This is a genomic window from Bradyrhizobium sp. ARR65, assembly GCF_000472385.1.
Taxonomy (GTDB): Bacteria; Pseudomonadota; Alphaproteobacteria; order Rhizobiales; family Xanthobacteraceae; genus Bradyrhizobium.
In genome coordinates this window covers 70,534-86,996 of record NZ_AWZU01000025.1, presented here as the reverse complement: position 1 = coordinate 86,996, position 16,463 = coordinate 70,534, and the positions used below count along the sequence as shown (strand labels likewise).

Below are 16,463 nucleotides of genomic sequence, written 5' to 3'. Positions count from 1 at the left end.
TCCTCAGCGGCGGCTACGACGGACTCCTTTGCCGGTGGCCATGATAGCGCGAGGCGAGGGCAGCAAACGTGAGCAGGTTCGCAATTGCGGCAACCGATACCGCTGATGCGGTATTCGCGGCCAGCTTAGCTCGCTCGGCCTAAACTTTGCGCTGGGCTATAGCCGGGACGGCTGACGCCGGTGGGCGCGCTGGAAGAGCATCTGCAGATCGGCCGCGGAGAGCGCGACGCCGCCTGAACCCAAAGCCCTTGCGCCGCAAAAGCGTCAGACCCTGACAACTCCAGCGTCCGGCCCTGCCGAGCATCCCATAGCTGTTTCGGCTCATCGCGAGGTGGTGGCCGGCGGCGTTGAGCGACGTGACGATGGCGGCCCTAAGTGGGTCCAAAGGCCTTGAAGGTGATGATGGTGTGGGTGTCCTGGATGCCGGGGAGCGTCTGCACCTTCTCGTTGACGAAATGGCCGATGTCGGTGTCCTTGTCGACATAGAACTTGACCAGCAGGTCGTAATCACCGGCGGTGGAATAGATCTCCGAGGCAATCTCGGCTTCCGCAAGCGCGTTGGCCACGGCATAGGACTGGCCGAGTTTGCACTTGATCTGAACGAAGAACGGAACCATCGCGATCGCCTCCTTGAGAATTCCGGCCCAGTATAGCGGGCGCAGCGAGCAGGGTGCCACCTCGCCTGGCCGGAACACGCCGCTCAAACTTGCTGTAATCCGCTCCCCGCGCTAGGACAAGCCATGACCACGCCCGTCGCGCTCACGATCGCCGGCTCGGATTCCTCCGGCGGCGCCGGTATTCAGGCCGACCTGAAGACCTTTGCCGCGCTCGGCGTCTATGGCGCTTCGGTGATTACGGCGCTGACCGCGCAGAACACGCGCGGCGTCACGGCGATCCATCCAGTGCCCGCAGACTTTGTCGCGGCGCAGCTCGAGGCGGTGCTCGGCGATCTTGATGTCGGAGCGGTCAAGATCGGGATGGTAGGGGCGCGCGCGACCATCGAGGCGATTGTTGCTGCGCTCAAGCGCTTCCTGTCAAGGCACGTCGTACTCGATCCCGTGATGATCGCAAGCTCCGGCGAGCGGTTGTTGCCGGCGGATGCGGTCGACGCATTGCGCACCAAGCTCATTCCTCACGCCAGCATCATCACGCCAAACCTGCCGGAGGCGGCCGTATTGCTGAGCGAGCCGGTCGCTTCGAGCGATGCCGCGATCGTGTGCCAGGGCAGGCGGCTGTTGTCGCTTGGATGTCCCTTCGTCCTGATCAAGGGCGGACACGGGCATGGCGACGAGAGCATCGACTATCTGATCGATGCCGACAGCACGCTGCCGCTTTCCAGCCCGCGCATCGCTACCGTCAATACCCATGGGACCGGATGCACACTCGCTTCCGCAATTGCCGCGGGGCTCGCCAAGGGCGAGGACATGGCGAGTGCGGTCCGCAACGCCAAGGCGTTCATCGGCGGCGCCATCGCCGCGGCCGACCGCTTTGCGGTCGGTCACGGCCATGCACCGGTGCATCATTTCCACCGCTTCTACTGACTGAAGGAGAGGCGGCGCGCGAGCCAAGCGGCAGGACCTGATCCCGCTTCTGGTCGGACGCGTGCCGTCATTGCTTCTGCTGCTCCTGAGGTCTCGGCGAGGTCTCGGCCGCGCCGTAGAGCCCGGCGGCGACGGCCTGAGCCATCCGCAGGTGCCTCAGCACGACCGGCAGGATGTCGGACGCGAAATTCTTCAGCTCCGCATTCTCGCCCGAACCGATTTCATATTCCAGGAGCTGTGCCGCCTTCTGGTGATCGATGATCTGGCCCTGGATGTAGGCGCGGTCGAACTCGGTGCCGTTCGCTTGCTCAAGCTGCCTGCGCATGGCCGCATGTTCTGCATCGAGCCCGGCGGGCAGACGAATTCCATCCGCTTGCGCGAGCGCCGACAGCCGGTCATTGGCGCCGCCGTGGTCCTGGATCATCTGCTGGGCAAACTCCTGCACCGGGCGGCTTGATGCCTTCTGTGTCGCGAGCCAGGCCAAGTCCACTTCCGCCGCTCCGCCGATCGCCGCTTCACGGGTGAAGGTCCGGTCCGGCACATTGGTCTGGCGAGAGGCAGGCACGCCGGGGGCGGATTCCCTGGTGCCGGGCGCCAGACCGGCCGGATTACCGGGCGCCGGGCCCGCCGGGTTGCTCGGCTGAGCCAATGCCGGCACAACAAGCGCCGGCATCAGCAGAACTGTGAGCAGCGTGACCGCGGGAAGACGGATCATTTCAATCTCCTTCTGCTGCATACGGTGTGGCGCCGCAATTCACAGCGTGAGCATGTAGGCGACCAGCGAATCCTTCTCGTCCTGCGTGAGCTTCAGGCCCAGCACGAGGTTGAAGAACTCAACCGTATCGGCGAGCGTCGGCAGCCGCCCGTCATGCATGTATGGCGGGGAATCCTTGATGCCGCGCAGCGTGAACGTCTTGATCGGCCCGTCCGGCAGCATCACCAGTGCATTGACGGTCTGGCCGATGTCGTAGAAGCGCTCGAGCTTCAAATCGTGCATGTTGTTGTCCATGAAGGACGTCTGCGGCACATGGCATGCGGCGCAGCGCCCCTTGCCCAGGAACACCCGTTCTCCGGCCAGCTCCTGCTGCGTCGCCTTGCTGGGATCGAGGCGGCCGCTCGGATCGAGCTTCGGGGCCGGCGGGAAATCGATGACGTTCTGCATCTGCGCCATCATCGGGACCTGATCGAAGCGGTCGGGCAGGTTCACGCCCTTGCGCTGGGCGCTGACGTGGTCGCCGTTGAAATAGGCGGTGCGCTGCTCGAACTGCGTAAAATCCTCGACCGAGCGCAGCGAGCGCTTGGAGCCGTGGATCTGCTGGTTGAACAGGCCACGCAGGCTCACCGTGTCGAGGCGGAAGCGCGCCGCCTGCGGCCGCACGTCTGGCGTCTGGTGGAAGGCCGCGTTGGTGTGGAAATTCGCGTGGCAGTCGAGGCAGGTGACGCCGAGGCTCTGATCGGCGCTCTTGCGATCCTCGGTCTGGTTGAATTCCTCTTGCGGGAAGGGCGTGAGCAACAGGCGCAAGCCTTCCATCTGCACCGGCGTGAGAATGCCGACCATCAATTGGTAATAGTTCTTGATGGTCAAGAGCTGTCCGTGCGAAACGTCGCCGAGCTCGGGATGACTTGTGAGAAAAATCGGCGGCGGGAACTCCGGCGTGAACCGGTCCGGAAGATCGAAATCGACATCGAAGCGCCTGATGTTGCGGCCCTCCTGCCGGTTGATCTCGTCGATCTGATTGTTCGGGAAGACCTGGCCGCCGGTCGCCTGTTTAACATGCGGCAACGGCATGAAGCCTGCGGGCAAGAGGCCGCGCTCGCGGATCTCATCCGGCGTCATCGACGAGAGACTGTCCCAGCTCACGCCCGCCGGCAATTTGACGCGGACGCCGCCCTGCACCGGCTTTCGCCCGCCTGACATCATGACATTGGGAATCGGGTGATCGGATAAATCATAGCGCTGCTCCAGAACTGCGCGCTGGCGCTCCATCACCTGCGGCTTCTGTGCCTCGTCGTTGGCCTTGACGACGTCGAGCGGCAGCGTGGGCAGCGGCCTGTAGGTCGCATCCGGCGGCAAGGAATCGGCGAGGGCGGCAGCCGCGAGCACAGCCGCGCCGGCCAGCGGAAGAAAGATGGTGAGCTTTTTGGACACGACGGCCTCCGAATTCGGGGCACGCGGGAGCACGCTGCACCCCCCGTGCAGATGCGGAGGCGAACGCCGGCCCATTTTGTTTGTTCCTATTTTTCACGTCGGGCAGTCGTGCTGACGAATTTGCTCGACCGCCGATCAATCAGTCATTCGTTATATGTGACAGCTAGAGCAGGACTCTGCTGTCGCGCGACCGGCGGCATTTCGTGTGCGCACCCCGTTTTCTGATTTCGCACGGGCAGATGCGGAAGCGATCTTGCGAAACAGGACAGCGACTGGCGGGAATTCCGGTTTCTCAATTACAAGACGGCTTGGAGAAGCTCCGATGACCGCGGCCGAACGATCGCAATTGGTCCTCGCTTTCGCGAGAACGCTCTACGTCAATGGACAAGCCACGGAGCAGACGATCGGGGCGGCGGAGAGGCTCGCACGTGCGCTCGACCTGCGCGCGACGATCTTGCCGCGCTGGGGTGTGCTGCAGCTCCTGGCCGACCACGAGCAGGGCACCCTGACGGCCCAGGTCGCAGCCGATCCTGCCGGCGTGGAGATGGACCGCGTGGCGTCCGCGATGCGCGCCATCGACGCCGTCAAGGCGGGACGGCTCACGCCCGACGCCGCAATGAAGCGGATCGAAGAGATCTCGCGCGCGGCGCCGGCGCCGACATGGCTGTTCGCGCTCGCCGCGGCCGCCGGCGCGGTGGCGCTTTCGGTGATTTTCGGCGTTCGGCATGTCCCGGCGGCGGCCTTGATCTTTGTCAGCGCGGGGGCCGGCGCATTCCTGCGCCGCGCCCTTGGCCGTCTCAGCACGAACCTCTTCCTGCAACCGTTTTGCGCAGCGCTTCTCGCCGGCGTCATCGGCGCACTGGCAGTCCGTTATGATCTGAGCTCGTCGTTGCGCCTCGTTGCGGTCTGTCCGTGCATGGTCCTGGTGCCGGGTCCGCATGTCCTCAATGGCGCGCTCGATCTCATCAACGGCCGCATCGCCCTTGGCGCCGCTCGCCTGACCTATGCGGGATTGATCGTGCTGGCGATCTCGGTCGGGCTGCTGCTTGGGCTTGCGCTGCTCGGAGTCTCGTTGCCGGCCGATCCTGCGGCAAGGGCTGTGCCACTATGGCAAGACGTCATCGCGGCCGGCGTCGCTGTCGCCGCCTACAGCGTCTTCTTTTCCACGCCGCTACGCATGCTGCCTTGGCCGGTTGCGGTGGGGATGGTCGCCCACGCTTTGCGTTGGCTCGCGCTGATGCAGTTTGGCCTCGGTGCCGCGACCGGCGCCTTGATCGCCTGCGTTGTGGTGGCGCTGATCCTCACGCCAGTCTCGCGGCGAACGCATATGCCATTTGCCGCGATCGGCTTTGCTTCCGTGGTGTCGATGATACCCGGCGTCTACCTGTTCAGGATGGCGGGCGGGCTCCTGCAAATCGCGGGCGGCACGCAGCCGACGCTCGAACTGCTCGGCGCAACGACAGCCGACGGATTGACCGCCGCGATCATCATCCTGGCAATGAGCTTCGGCCTCGTCGTTCCCAAGATGGCCATCGACCATGTCAGCGATCGCTTTGCGTCGGGCAAGTCATAGAAACGGGCATCGTGCGAGAGCTGCGGCGCGGGGGCCCCTGCATTTTCAGCAGCCGCTCGTTACTCCGGTCCAAGCCATGCATCTCCGATCGTGGCTTGGATATCATACGTTAAGGCCGGCTGCCCAATTCTCGGTCAAAGTAACGTTGTTCCTCAATTCGTTTTGCAGCGACCAAAGCGGCGCGGGGCGGTTCCGATGCGGATGTACCATCGGGGCCGCTCACACCGTGGCAGCCCAAAGGAGGTGCGCCATGCTCGCTGAAAAGTTCTTTCTTGTCCTGGAAACCCTCATGAAGAGCCGCCAGTATTCCGATGGAGGATGCCCTAGGGTCAAGAGCAGCTCACCTCACGTGCCAATCGAGGTGAAAACAGAGCGCACGGAAACGCCAACCGTCGCGGCTCGTTAGGTTAAGTGTGCAGTGCAATCGCACGTTAGACCGGCTGCGCATCACGGTCGCGGAACCGAAACTTTCCTCACCGAGGTGAATTTATCTTGCGGGGCTTGCAGAGCGTGGAGACGAGCCATGCAGCTTCCGTCCTGGGGTGACCTGTTTCTCGCCTCGGCGGTCACGGGCGCCGCCTTCCTGGTCGAGATCGGAATTTTTCTCGTGTTGGGGGTGATCTGAAACAAGCGCCCAAACCTAGCCCACAAGCAGCCTTTGAAGTTGCTGCACTTGGCCGATCGGGACGATCCTCTCGCCGAGGTTGTCGCGAGAAGGATATCGCTGCAGAGATATCCAGGATGGCGGTCAAGGAGTTTGGCAACGCGCGCCGTTGAAGCGGCCGGGAGCCTCATCTCCGCGCTGAGGTGCCCCTCGTCGGAAGTCTCACCGCAGACCGGCTTGATTGGCCGGCTTGCCCTTCGAAGCCGAGCAGGCGGGATATCTTTGCTCCCGCCTCCACAACCAGCTTCGCGAATTCGGCGACCTTCTCCTCGTTGACGCGGGCACTCGGCCCATAGATCCCGACGGATCCAATCACGCTGCCCCGATGATCGAAATAGGGAGCTGATGCCGCCACCGCCCCGACAAAGATCTCGCCGCGGCTGATGGTGTAACCTTTTCTTTTTGCGGACCGCAGGGGCTCCTCCAGCTGCGCCCGCGCCTCTTTCGGCAGCCGCCCGAGAAACTCGGCCTGGCGTTCAGGATCCATAAAGGCGAGCATCGCCTTGCCGGTTGCGCCCTGGGCCAGGGTCAGGGAATCGCCGATGCCGCGGCTGATCGACAACACGTGCCGGCTTTCGTATTCGAGGATACAGATCCCACGATCTTCCTCGATCCGAAATAGCGCTGCCGTCTCGCCCGTCCTGTCGCGCAAGTCCTCGACCACGGGCCGGGCCACGTGGACGACATCGAGCGCCTTGAGCCAGACATGGGCAAGGCTCATCACGCCATGGGCGAGACGGAACCGCTGCGGATCGCCTTCGGCCTCGATCAGGCCGCGCGAAGCCAGGGTGTGGAGCAGACGGTAGAGCGTCGGCCGGCTCAAGCCCACTCGCTTCTGCAGTTCGACCACGCTCATCAGCGGCTGCTCCACCGTGAATGACTGCAGGATCGCGATGGAGCGGTCCACGGCGCGGACGCTCGTCATTCCTGCATCGTCGACTTTGGATTTGCGTGCCTTTGCCATAGCGCCTGCTGACTGAAAGCGTGGGCCTTCGACTCGCGCGGCAGACTAGCGAAGGGCTGCGCGCCGATACAGCGAAAAGCCTGCGATCGCCGACCCGATCCGCAACCTTTGCAACTGCGCCGCATCTCATCTTTGCGTTCGTTATGCCGCGTCGACGGACGCCCCTTGCCTTGGCCTCGTTTTCGTGGAATCAATTTATGAGAATGATGTCCATCCAATGGACACATGGGAAGGAGATTGGCGATGGATCTGCCAGGGTCCGGAAAGACGCGCGCGCTGCGCCGCGCCGTCCTGGTTTCGCTCGCGCTGATGATTGGCGCCGCACTGGGTGAAGCTGAAGCAGGAGAGCCGGCCATTTCAGACGGCGTCGTGAAGATTGGTGTCTTGGGCGACTACGGCAGCGGACGCGACCTGGGCGGTCCCGGCTCCGTCACTGCAGCCAGGCTCGCCGCCGAGGATTTCAAAAATCAGGTGCTCGGCAAGCCGATCGAGATCATTTCCGCCGATCACCAGAACAAGCCCGACATCGCCGTCGGCATCGCCAAGAAATGGTTCGACCTCGATCATGTCGATGCGGTGACCGATCTCGCCGTGAGCTCGGTCGGGCTCGCGGTCGCCGCGCTGGCAACCCAGAGCAATCGATCCGCACTCGTCTCGGGGGCGGCGAGCTCGGACCTGACGGGGCCGAATTGTTCTGCCGTCATCACGCATTGGGCCGACGATACCTACGCCTTGTCGGCTGGCTTGGTCAGCGAAGTGAGCGCGCGCGTGGCGAAGGACTGGTTTTTCGTCGCGGTCGACTATTCCTTCGGAAGCTCGATGTTGAAGGACGGTACGAACGCGCTGAATGCGACCGGAGGCAAACTGGTCGGCAGCGTGCGTTTTCCCTTCAACACCACGGACTTCTCGTCATTTCTCCTGGCGGCCCAGGCTTCGCGAGCCAAGGTGGTCGCGCTTGCAAGCACGGGCGCCGATACCGTCAATGCGGTCAAGCAGACCCATGAATTCGGTCTGCAGGCGGGCGGACAAACCATCGTCGGCATGCTGACCTTCATCGCGGACGTGCATGCGATGGGCCTGAAGACGGCAGAGGGCATGTATGTCGCGTCCCAATATTACTGGGATGATGACGAAACCAGTCGCGCCTTCGCGCAGCGGTTCTTTGCGATTGAGAACCGCATGCCGACCAAGCTGCAGGCCGCAACCTACGTGGCCGTCCGCCACTATTTGAAAGCCATTCAATCGGCCAGAACGGACGACACCAAGGCGGTCAATGCAGAGATGCGGCGGCTTCCGGTCGATTTCTTCGGCCGCCCGGCACGCATCCGTCCCGATGGTCGCGTGATCTACGATCTCGCGCTGTATCGCGTGAAGTCACCGCGCGCGAGCAGGTATCCATGGGATTATTACGAGAAGATATCGACCATCCCTGGTGATCGGGCCTTTCGTCCCGAAGGCGAGGGCGGATGCAATCTCGGCAAGTCCTAACGCGAGATGCGTCCCATCATCACGAGCAAGGTCAATGAACAGGAGATGCGCCCCATGACGCAGAAGGATATCGACGGGCTCGTTGACGTTAAGAACGGCTTCATCAGCCGCGAGCTGTTCGTCGACGCCGACATTTACAAGCAAGAGCTCAGCAAGCTGTTCACCCGCGCCTGGCTACTGGTCGGCCACGAGAGCCTGGTGCCGAACCCCGGCGATTTCTACACCTCGCGAATGGGCGAGGAGTCGGTCATCCTCTGCCGCGACAAGAAAGGCGAGATCCACGTTTTTCTGAACTCGTGTCGTCATCGCGGCATGAAAGTCTGCCGCTATGAGCAGGGCAACACATCGCTGTTCACCTGTCCCTACCATAGCTGGACCTACACCACCGACGGCAAGCTGCAGGGCGTTCCGCTCTACAAGTCACTCTATGACGGCGTGCTGGATCGCGAGGCCAATTCCCTGGTCTCGGTCGCAAGGCTCTGCAACTACAAGGGCTCGATCTGGGCGACGTGGGACAAGGATGCGCCGGACTTCTTGACGTATCTCGGCGATGCCAAGGCCCATCTTGATCAGGCGCTGGATTGCCGCGACGGGCGCGACGGCGGCTCCGAGGTCATCGGGGTGCACAAATGGGTGTTTCCGGCGAACTGGAAGTTCGCCGCGGAAAACTTTCTCGGCGACACCTACCATAACCCGAGCCACCGTTCCGTCGATCTGATCGGGATCGGACCAAGTGCGGTTTCCGGCAAGAAAGGCCGGCGCGACAATGAGCTCGAACATGCCCAGCACGTCTGGATCAGTTTTCCAGCCGGGCACGGCGTGCACAGCGCGATCCAGCCGGAGGCGAACGAATATATCGAATCGTTTCTCGACAATCCGGTTCTCGAGCAATATTTCCGCCATTGCTACGAGGAACGAAAACGGCGCCTGGGCGATGGCGCGCGCCTGATGCCGTTCGTCGGCACGATCTTCCCGAACACCTCCTATCACGGCCGGCAGCCGCGCGGACTTTGCGCCTGGCATCCGCACAGTCCGACCTCGACGGAAGCCTGGCGCTTCTTCCTGGTCGACAAGGACGCGCCGTCGGAGGTGAAGGACTATCTGCGGCACTATTACATGCGCTATTCGGGACCGGCCGGCATGACCGAGCAGGACGACATCGAGAACTGGCTCTATGCGACCGCCGCGAGCACGGGGACCATCGCGCGCCGCTATCCTTTCAACTATCAGCAATCGATGGGAGCCTATACGACGGATCATCCGCTTGGAGGTGAGCTCAGTCTGCAAGTCACAGAGCAGATCGCGCGCGGCTTCTACCGGCGCTGGGCCTCCTACATGCGCGACGCGGACTGGGGAGAACTGCTCGGCCTTCCGGCCGGCAATAGGGAGGCTGCCGAATGAGCGCAGCCGGAAAAATCGTCATCGTGACCGGCGGCACGTTCGGGATCGGCCGTGCGATCACACTCGGTCTTGCCGGCAGAGGGCACAAGGTCGTGGCCTTCGGCCTCGAGTCGCCACAGGCATCGAGCATTGCCCAGAGTGCGATACCTGACCTGCGGCAGGAATTGTCACGCCAGGATTTGCAGGCGGATCTGCTGGAAGCGGATGTATCGTCAGCGGCTGATGTCGAGCGGGTGGTGAAATTCACACTTGACCGCTTCGGCCGCATCGACGGTCTCGTCAACAACGCTGCGATAGGCCCCTTGGGCACGGTCCTCGACACCGACGAGGCGCTGTTCGATCGGATCATCGCAGTCAACCTCAAGGGGCCATACCTCGCCAGCCGCGCCGTGCTGCCGCACATGATCCGTCAGGGTGGAGGCTCGATCGTCAACATCGGCTCCGGCGCAGGCTGGGGAAAGCCGAACATGGCCGTTTACAGCGCCAGCAAAGGCGGGCTGGTCGCGCTCGGAGCCGCGACAGCGTACGATTTCCTGCATCATCGCGTGAAGATCAACACGGTGATCCCCGGCGGCGGAGGCATCGTCAGCGGCATGAGTCTCGGCCGCGCCGGCGGCGATCGCAGCAAGGTGGGTCTCGGCGCGCCCGGTACGGCTGCCGGCCGACCGGCGACCGGTGACGACATCGCAAACGTGGTTGCGTTCCTGCTGTCTCCCGAAGCGGAGGCGATCTCGGGAGCCGTGATTGACGTCGGCTGCTTCGCGCATCAGGGCGGGCCGGTCCCCGCGAAGCCGGCCAATCGGTAACACTCGGACCCCAGGAGGAGCAGATGAGCAGCGCTCTTAGCCAGACAAAACCAATCCCCGCCGAGAAGTGCGCGGGCAATCCCTCGATCGCGCGCACCGAGCACTATTATCGCCTCAAGGCGGATGTGGAGGATTTCTACTATTACGAAGCGGATTTGCTCGACGCTCGCCGCTTCCGCGAGTGGCTCGATCTTCTGACCGAGGACATCAGCTACTTCATGCCGATCCGGCGCAACGTCAAATTTGGTCAGCATGAGGCGCGCGAGAACACCAGGAGAGGCGAGGGCATCAGTTGGTTCGACGAAGACAAATGGACGCTGACCAAGCGCGTGGATCAGATCCTCACGGGGGTGCATTATGCCGAAGAGCCGCTTTCGCGCATCACCCACATGGTGACCAACGTGCAGATCAAGGACGCGCGCCCGAATCTCGATCAGGCGGAAGAGGTGGATGTGGCGAGCCGCATCCTCGTCTACCAGAACCGGGTCGAGTACGAGACCTACACCCTGGTCGGAAGGCGGAACGATACGCTGAGGCTGGTCGATAATAGCTGGAAGGTATGCCGCCGCGAAATCATTCTCGAGCAGAACATTCTGCTCGCCAAGAATCTGACCATGTTCTTCTGAGCCGCGGGAATCGCGTCCATGATCAACATTCTCGCTCTCAAGCCCGGCGATCGACTGCAACTGCGCGAACGCATCCTCGCCGAGGTGACGCAGAACATGGAGGATGGCATGTGGGTGGAGGTCAGATATCTCGACGCTCCGAACGAGGCGGATAAGGGTTTGATCGAACTATGTCACGCCCAGGACATCGTTGCGCTTCTCGACGGCTCGCAGCCCGTTTGACGCGAGGGGACAACCAGTCCGATGCTTCGATACGAATATATGCCCAGCGATTTCAATCCGATGTTTCTCATCCTCGGCGATGGCGCTGATCTCGCTGCACTCTCGGCAACGCTGCGGCGCTTTGCGGTTCAGCCCAAGAAGATCTCGCTGACCGAACAAGCGGGTACGTTTCAGCCGCGGACGCCACTGACGATCGTTCCTGCCGACCGGGAGTTTGGACTGCGCGCAAGCGGGCAGGATTTTGCCTGGCACCTCAATCAATGGCAGGCGCAAAATATCGCCGAGCGGGTCGACGTACTTGCCTCCCCGGAGGCCAGGTCCGGTTCGGACATCTTCGAGATCGGAAGCGAGGGCGAGATTCCGGTCAAGGTGTCGCGTGGCGAGTATACCGATGATTTCCTGATCTCGAAGCGCTAGCGCATTCGCCGATCAGGCTGCAGAGCCGGACAGGCCGGCAGCTTTGCGTCAGTCGGGCCTGCGTTGAACCGTTTGGGTTTACTCGTAGACACAATGTCATCTGCAGTTTTTGGCCGTGAGATTCCATTCGACCGGGAGGATCGTCATGAGCAGTGACGCGGTGCGCCAGGCTATTGATGAGGGAAATCGCCAATTCGGTGAAGCGGTGGCCCGCAAGGACTATGCGGGACTGGCCGGGCTCTACACCGAGAATGCACGCGTGATGCCTCCCGATGCGCCGATCGTCAGTGGAAGACCGGCGATCGAGGAGTTTTGGCGGACAGCCGCGAACGCATTTGGGATGACCGACGCTGCCCTCAGGACGGTCGACGTCGAAGTTGTCGGTGATACCGCCTATGAGGTGGGCGAGGCCCAGCTAACGCTTGGCTCGGGGCAAGCGAAGGTCAAATACCTGGTCGTTTGGAGGAGAGATCGCGACGGGACATGGCGGCTGCATCGGGACATCTGGAACAACATGCCGCCGAATTAGAGCCGGCCTGAGATCCGGCGGCGGCTCGCCTCTCCCCTATAATGTTGTGGACAAGATACGGTTGAGATCAGCCGGCGCGGGCCTTCGTGGGCCAACCGCCGTAAGCTGATCGCATGCGCGTGCGCATGACGATTTCATGACTGCGACTATTCTCCGTCTTTTGCATCATTTCATTTCGCAACCTTTTCAGGGGAATACAACGTGGCCACTCCACGGGATCTTGCGGATCGCCTTGCCGGCAACAGAGACAGCAGATTCATTCGCGAACGGCTTACGCTCGCCCCGCGGGAAGCCCGCGCGCGGGTGCGGCGCGAGTTCAAGGCCTATCCAAGCCAGGATTATCTGACAGAGATCGAGAGTTGGCGGGAACTGCCAAATGGATTGGTCGAGTTCACGCTCAAGCGCCTGCGCGAAGGTGAGGGCGGGAACGGTTGGTAGGGCATCATCCGGAAAAGTGGATAGCGGTTTTCCGAAGAGATCATGCTCAATCAAAGAGCTAAAGCGCGATGAGGATTCAACTCAATCTCGTCGCGCTTTAGCCGCGCCGCCAAGGTTCAGACGTTCCGGGATTCGCCCGACGGGCGGAATCGTTTGAGGCCGGCCGATCGCCTGGCTACCTCGCCACAGTTGCTCTGTATTCTTGGAGGGTGGTCGTGAGCAAAACTCGGGCGGATGCCGTCGCGAGAATGTCGATTTGCGTCCTCGTTGTTGTTTGAAAGCTGAATGGGCGCTCTCGCGTGCGCAGCCCCCCGAATCCGATCGCCTCTCCCCGCAAGCAGCCGCAAGCAGGGCGAGATGGGCTACTGGCAGCGAGCTTTCGCGGAGATATTCCGCGGTATGGTGCCCGGCCTTCGCCGCGGCGACATTGGCGAATTGGTCATCGTACCGGCACGAGCATCGCCCCGCATTGCTATGGAATGCCGCACATTGTCGCCTGATTGTCGCATGGGCCTGCTATCGCGGCCTTACGGCTACGGACACTCGATTCGAACAAGAAGCGGCCGACGGCAGCCGCCGGGGTGAGCGGCACATGGGTGGACCGGGGTCTCGTTCGTCATCGCGTTGTCACAGGGATCTGCTAGGGGCGCGTTCATGGGAAGTGACTCCTTAAGTGAAGAGAGCGCGGAGCGGCGCTTTCGCACTTTGTTTATCTCCGATGTTCACCTCGGAGCGCGCGGCTCTCAGGCCGACAAGCTGCTCGATTTCTTACGCAGCCACGACGCCGACACCATCTATCTGGTGGGAGATATCGTTGACGGCTGGGCGCTGAAATCGAGCTGGTACTGGCCGCAATCGCATAACGATGTGGTGCAGAAGCTCTTGCGCAAGGCGCGCAAGGGCGCTCGCGTGACCTACATCCCCGGCAATCACGACGAGTTCCTGCGCAACTATTACGGCACGCATTTCGGCGGCATCGATGTGGTCGAAAACACGATCCACACCGGCGCCGACGGGCGTCGCTATCTCGTCATTCACGGTGACATCTTCGATCTCGTCGTGCAGAACGCGCGCTGGCTCGCCCATCTCGGCGATAAGGCCTATGACTTCGCCATTCAGATGAACAGGCTGGTCAACTTCTTCCGCCGCATGTTCGGCGTGCCCTATTGGTCGCTGTCGCAATGGGCCAAGCAGAAGGTCAAGAACGCGGTGAACTATATCGGCGCCTTTGAGACCGCGCTCGCCGCCGAGGCGCGACGTCACGGTGCCGACGGCGTGATCTGCGGCCACATCCACTTCGCGGTCATTCGCGACATGCAGGGTATCCGCTACATGAATTGCGGCGACTGGGTCGAGAGTTGCACCGCGCTCGCCGAGCACGAGGACGGCAGCTTCGAGATCATCACCTGGACCGATCCCGCCCGCCGTCTCGCGCCGGTGCCACAGATCGCTGCGCGCGCCGCGTAAGCGAAGGAGCCAGATGCGCATCCTGGTCGCGACCGACGCATGGCATCCGCAGGTCAACGGGGTCGTGCGGACGTTGACCATGATGGCGGAAGCGACCAGGTCATTGGGCGTCGAGGTCGATTTCCTCACCCCGGAAACCTTTCGTACCTTTGCCCTGCCGAGCTATCGGGATTTGCGCGTCGCCTTGCCTCGCCCTGCCAAGGTCGCGGCGTTGGTGGCGGCCAGCCGGCCCGATAGCATCCATATCGCCACCGAAGGGCCGATCGGCGTGCTGGTGCGGCGCTACTGCCGCAAGCACGGCCTGCCGTTCACGACGAGCTTTCACACCCGGTTTCCCGAATATGTGTCCGCGCGAGCGCCGGTTCCAGTATCCTGGGTGGAGTCCTGGGTCTGGGCCAGCTTGCGCTGGTTTCATGGTCCGAGCCGGGCGGTGATGGCGGCAACGCCGGCGCTCGCAAGCGAGCTGCGCGAACGCGGTTTCCGCAACGTGGTGCTTTGGCCGCGCGGGGTGGACACCAATCTGTTTCATCCGCGCGATGTCGATCTCTGTCAGCCCCGGCCGGTGTTTCTTTGCGTCGGGCGCGTCGCGGTGGAAAAGAACCTCGAAGCGTTCCTGGAACTCGATCTGCCGGGCACCAAGGTGATCGTCGGCGACGGGCCGGCGCGGCTCATGCTTGAGCAGAAATACCCGCAAGCCGTATTTCTGGGTGCGCTGGAAGGCGAGCGGCTGGCGGAAGTCTATGCCGCTGCGGATGTTTTCGTGTTTCCCTCCAGGACCGACACGTTCGGCCTGGTGCTGCTGGAGGCGCTCGCGAGCGGACTGCCGATTGCCGCTTTTCCGGTCAGCGGCCCACGCGACGTCATCGGCGATGCGCCGGTCGGGGTGCTTGCTGACGATTTGCGTGAGGCCTGTCTGGCGGCGCTCAACATTCCGCGAGCCGCCTGCGTCGATTTCGCGGCAAAATACACATGGGAAGCCTCGGCGCGCGCCTTTATCGACCATATGGCCTATCTCCGCGTCGTCGATATGGAGGGCGATGCGGCGGATTGGGCGACCGATCATCCGCGCTTTGTCGCCTGACCGGAGAGGCGGCTTGCCGGCCATTGGCCTTGCGGTAAAATACACAGATGACCCATATGCCCTCTGTCCTGCCGGTCAGCCCCGCCGATGTCGAGGCGGCTGCCGCCGTTGTCGCCCCGTTTGCGGTGCGTACGCCACTCCTGTCCTTGCCCGTGCTGAACGAACGGATCGGAAGCGAGGTTTTTTTGAAGCCGGAAATGCTGCAGCGGACCGGCTCCTTCAAATTCCGCGGCGCTTTCAACAAGCTGTCCTCGATACCGGTCGACAAGCGCGGCGGCGGCGTGGTGGCTTTTTCGTCCGGCAATCACGCGCAAGGCGTGGCCGCGGCTGCAAAGATCCTGCATATGCAGGCGACCATCGTCATGCCGTCCGACGCGCCGCTGTCCAAGCGCGAGCGCACCAAATCCTATGGCGCCGGGGTCGTGCTGTATGACCGTGATCGCGAGGATCGCGAGGCGATCGCGCGCGAGATCGCGGGCAAGCGCGGTGCGACGCTGGTCAAGCCCTATGACGATCCCTTCGTGATCGCCGGGCAGGGGACCGCGGGCCGCGAGATCGCCGAGGACATGGCCGCGCTTGGCCTCAGCCCCGACATCGTGCTGGCGCCGGCCTCCGGCGGCGGCCTGATCGCGGGCGTTGCAACTGCGGTGAAGGCGCGCTTTCCCTCCGCCGAGGTGATCGTCGCCGAGCCGGAGTCGTTCGACGATCACAGCCTGTCCTTGCGTGCAGGCAAGCGCGAGCGGCATCATGCCGAGGGGCGCACGATCTGCGATGCATTGATGGCTGCGATTCCCGGCGAGATCACCTTTGCGATCAACAGCCAATTGTTGTCCCGCGGGGTGGTCGCCTCCGACGCCGAAGTCGCCGCCGCCGTCGCCTTTGCCTTCCACGAATTGAAGCTGGTGGTCGAACCCGGCGGCGCCGTCGGCCTCGCCGCGCTGCTCGCCGGCCGCGTCGATACCAAGGACAAGAACGTGGTGGTCGTGCTCTCCGGCGGCAATGTCGATGCCGATATGTTCGCAAAGCTCGTGGCTTGAGCGGGCCACAGTGACCTCAGCCGCGACGGAGCCGGGCTCGAGAGGTAAGCCGCCAACCGG

The 16,463-nt window shown here is 62.8% G+C and carries 17 protein-coding genes; 13 read left to right on the top strand and 4 right to left on the bottom strand.

What is annotated here, in order from left to right:
• Positions 1 to 371: 371 nt before the first annotated feature.
• Positions 372 to 617 carry an Lrp/AsnC ligand binding domain-containing protein gene (locus F758_RS0125250; protein WP_024510492.1) on the bottom strand — a complete coding sequence of 82 codons (246 nt, stop codon included), beginning with the start codon at positions 615 to 617 and terminating at the stop codon, positions 372 to 374.
• Positions 618 to 740: 123 nt separating this feature from the next.
• Between F758_RS0125250 and thiD the strand changes: the two genes are divergently transcribed.
• Positions 741 to 1,541 (top strand): bifunctional hydroxymethylpyrimidine kinase/phosphomethylpyrimidine kinase, encoded by an 801-nt coding sequence (thiD, locus tag F758_RS0125245; RefSeq protein WP_024510491.1) that lies wholly within the window; start codon positions 741 to 743, stop codon positions 1,539 to 1,541.
• Positions 1,542 to 1,608: 67 nt separating this feature from the next.
• Here the strand turns inward: thiD and F758_RS0125240 are convergent, their stop codons facing one another.
• Positions 1,609 to 2,256, bottom strand: coding sequence for a DUF4142 domain-containing protein (locus tag F758_RS0125240; protein ID WP_198026561.1), 648 nt, complete (start codon positions 2,254 to 2,256; stop codon positions 1,609 to 1,611).
• A 39-nt stretch (positions 2,257 to 2,295) separates the two neighbouring features.
• The gene (locus F758_RS0125235; RefSeq protein ID WP_024510489.1) at positions 2,296 to 3,690 is read right to left on the bottom strand and encodes a cytochrome b6; all 1,395 of its coding nucleotides are present in this window, start codon (positions 3,688 to 3,690) and stop codon (positions 2,296 to 2,298) included.
• Between the two features lie 322 nt (positions 3,691 to 4,012).
• Here F758_RS0125235 and F758_RS0125230 point away from each other — a divergent pair, with 322 nt between their 5' ends.
• On the top strand, positions 4,013 to 5,263 hold the full coding sequence (locus tag F758_RS0125230) for a threonine/serine exporter family protein (protein ID WP_024510488.1): 1,251 nt from the start codon (positions 4,013 to 4,015) through the stop codon (positions 5,261 to 5,263).
• A 791-nt stretch (positions 5,264 to 6,054) separates the two neighbouring features.
• On the opposite strand, the gene F758_RS0125220 is transcribed toward F758_RS0125230, so the two are convergent.
• Positions 6,055 to 6,852 carry an IclR family transcriptional regulator gene (locus tag F758_RS0125220; RefSeq protein ID WP_035723011.1) on the bottom strand — a complete coding sequence of 266 codons (798 nt, stop codon included), beginning with the start codon at positions 6,850 to 6,852 and terminating at the stop codon, positions 6,055 to 6,057.
• A 282-nt stretch (positions 6,853 to 7,134) separates the two neighbouring features.
• Between F758_RS0125220 and F758_RS0125215 the strand changes: the two genes are divergently transcribed.
• From F758_RS0125215 to F758_RS0125165, 11 genes are all read left to right on the top strand, one after another.
• Positions 7,135 to 8,379, top strand: coding sequence for an ABC transporter substrate-binding protein (locus F758_RS0125215; protein WP_024510486.1), 1,245 nt, complete (start codon positions 7,135 to 7,137; stop codon positions 8,377 to 8,379).
• Positions 8,380 to 8,433: 54 nt separating this feature from the next.
• A complete protein-coding gene (locus F758_RS0125210) occupies positions 8,434 to 9,780 on the top strand; it encodes an aromatic ring-hydroxylating oxygenase subunit alpha (protein ID WP_157450152.1) in 1,347 nt (448 codons plus the stop codon).
• Positions 9,777 to 10,586, top strand: a complete 810-nt coding sequence (locus F758_RS0125205; RefSeq protein WP_024510484.1) for an SDR family NAD(P)-dependent oxidoreductase — start codon at positions 9,777 to 9,779, stop codon at positions 10,584 to 10,586. The genes F758_RS0125210 and F758_RS0125205 overlap by 4 nt, the downstream gene beginning before the upstream one ends.
• 23 nt (positions 10,587 to 10,609) lie before the next feature.
• Positions 10,610 to 11,212 (top strand): 3-phenylpropionate/cinnamic acid dioxygenase subunit beta, encoded by a 603-nt coding sequence (locus tag F758_RS0125200; RefSeq protein WP_024510483.1) that lies wholly within the window; start codon positions 10,610 to 10,612, stop codon positions 11,210 to 11,212.
• An 18-nt stretch (positions 11,213 to 11,230) separates the two neighbouring features.
• Complete coding sequence (locus F758_RS0125195; RefSeq protein WP_024510482.1) at positions 11,231 to 11,434, top strand: hypothetical protein; 204 nt, start codon at positions 11,231 to 11,233, stop codon at positions 11,432 to 11,434.
• A 39-nt stretch (positions 11,435 to 11,473) separates the two neighbouring features.
• Positions 11,474 to 11,851 carry a hypothetical protein gene (locus F758_RS0125190; protein ID WP_157450151.1) on the top strand — a complete coding sequence of 126 codons (378 nt, stop codon included), beginning with the start codon at positions 11,474 to 11,476 and terminating at the stop codon, positions 11,849 to 11,851.
• A gap of 145 nt (positions 11,852 to 11,996) precedes the next feature.
• Positions 11,997 to 12,380, top strand: a complete 384-nt coding sequence (locus tag F758_RS44525; RefSeq protein ID WP_024510480.1) for a YybH family protein — start codon at positions 11,997 to 11,999, stop codon at positions 12,378 to 12,380.
• Positions 12,381 to 12,581: 201 nt separating this feature from the next.
• The gene (locus tag F758_RS0125180) at positions 12,582 to 12,818 is read left to right on the top strand and encodes a hypothetical protein (protein WP_024510479.1); all 237 of its coding nucleotides are present in this window, start codon (positions 12,582 to 12,584) and stop codon (positions 12,816 to 12,818) included.
• Positions 12,819 to 13,472: 654 nt separating this feature from the next.
• Positions 13,473 to 14,285: a UDP-2,3-diacylglucosamine diphosphatase gene (locus tag F758_RS0125175; protein ID WP_024510478.1), complete on the top strand. Its 813-nt coding sequence runs from the start codon at positions 13,473 to 13,475 to the stop codon at positions 14,283 to 14,285.
• Positions 14,286 to 14,298: 13 nt separating this feature from the next.
• Positions 14,299 to 15,366 carry a glycosyltransferase family 4 protein gene (locus F758_RS0125170; protein WP_024510477.1) on the top strand — a complete coding sequence of 356 codons (1,068 nt, stop codon included), beginning with the start codon at positions 14,299 to 14,301 and terminating at the stop codon, positions 15,364 to 15,366.
• A 47-nt stretch (positions 15,367 to 15,413) separates the two neighbouring features.
• On the top strand, positions 15,414 to 16,403 hold the full coding sequence (locus tag F758_RS0125165) for a threonine/serine dehydratase family protein (protein WP_024510476.1): 990 nt from the start codon (positions 15,414 to 15,416) through the stop codon (positions 16,401 to 16,403).
• Positions 16,404 to 16,463 lie beyond the last annotated feature (60 nt).

Coding starts and splice junctions, on each gene's coding strand:
- F758_RS0125210 (WP_157450152.1), top strand. CDS start 8,434: ATGACGCAGAAGGATATCGACGGGCTCGTTGACGTTAAGAACGGCTTC.
- F758_RS0125240 (WP_198026561.1), bottom strand. CDS start 2,256: ATGATCCGTCTTCCCGCGGTCACGCTGCTCACAGTTCTGCTGATGCCG.
- thiD (WP_024510491.1), top strand. CDS start 741: ATGACCACGCCCGTCGCGCTCACGATCGCCGGCTCGGATTCCTCCGGC.
- F758_RS0125170 (WP_024510477.1), top strand. CDS start 14,299: ATGCGCATCCTGGTCGCGACCGACGCATGGCATCCGCAGGTCAACGGG.
- F758_RS0125205 (WP_024510484.1), top strand. CDS start 9,777: ATGAGCGCAGCCGGAAAAATCGTCATCGTGACCGGCGGCACGTTCGGG.
- F758_RS0125215 (WP_024510486.1), top strand. CDS start 7,135: ATGGATCTGCCAGGGTCCGGAAAGACGCGCGCGCTGCGCCGCGCCGTC.
- F758_RS0125250 (WP_024510492.1), bottom strand. CDS start 617: ATGGTTCCGTTCTTCGTTCAGATCAAGTGCAAACTCGGCCAGTCCTAT.
- F758_RS0125190 (WP_157450151.1), top strand. CDS start 11,474: ATGCCCAGCGATTTCAATCCGATGTTTCTCATCCTCGGCGATGGCGCT.
- F758_RS0125230 (WP_024510488.1), top strand. CDS start 4,013: ATGACCGCGGCCGAACGATCGCAATTGGTCCTCGCTTTCGCGAGAACG.
- F758_RS44525 (WP_024510480.1), top strand. CDS start 11,997: ATGAGCAGTGACGCGGTGCGCCAGGCTATTGATGAGGGAAATCGCCAA.
- F758_RS0125200 (WP_024510483.1), top strand. CDS start 10,610: ATGAGCAGCGCTCTTAGCCAGACAAAACCAATCCCCGCCGAGAAGTGC.
- F758_RS0125165 (WP_024510476.1), top strand. CDS start 15,414: ATGACCCATATGCCCTCTGTCCTGCCGGTCAGCCCCGCCGATGTCGAG.
- F758_RS0125195 (WP_024510482.1), top strand. CDS start 11,231: ATGATCAACATTCTCGCTCTCAAGCCCGGCGATCGACTGCAACTGCGC.
- F758_RS0125175 (WP_024510478.1), top strand. CDS start 13,473: ATGGGAAGTGACTCCTTAAGTGAAGAGAGCGCGGAGCGGCGCTTTCGC.
- F758_RS0125220 (WP_035723011.1), bottom strand. CDS start 6,852: ATGACGAGCGTCCGCGCCGTGGACCGCTCCATCGCGATCCTGCAGTCA.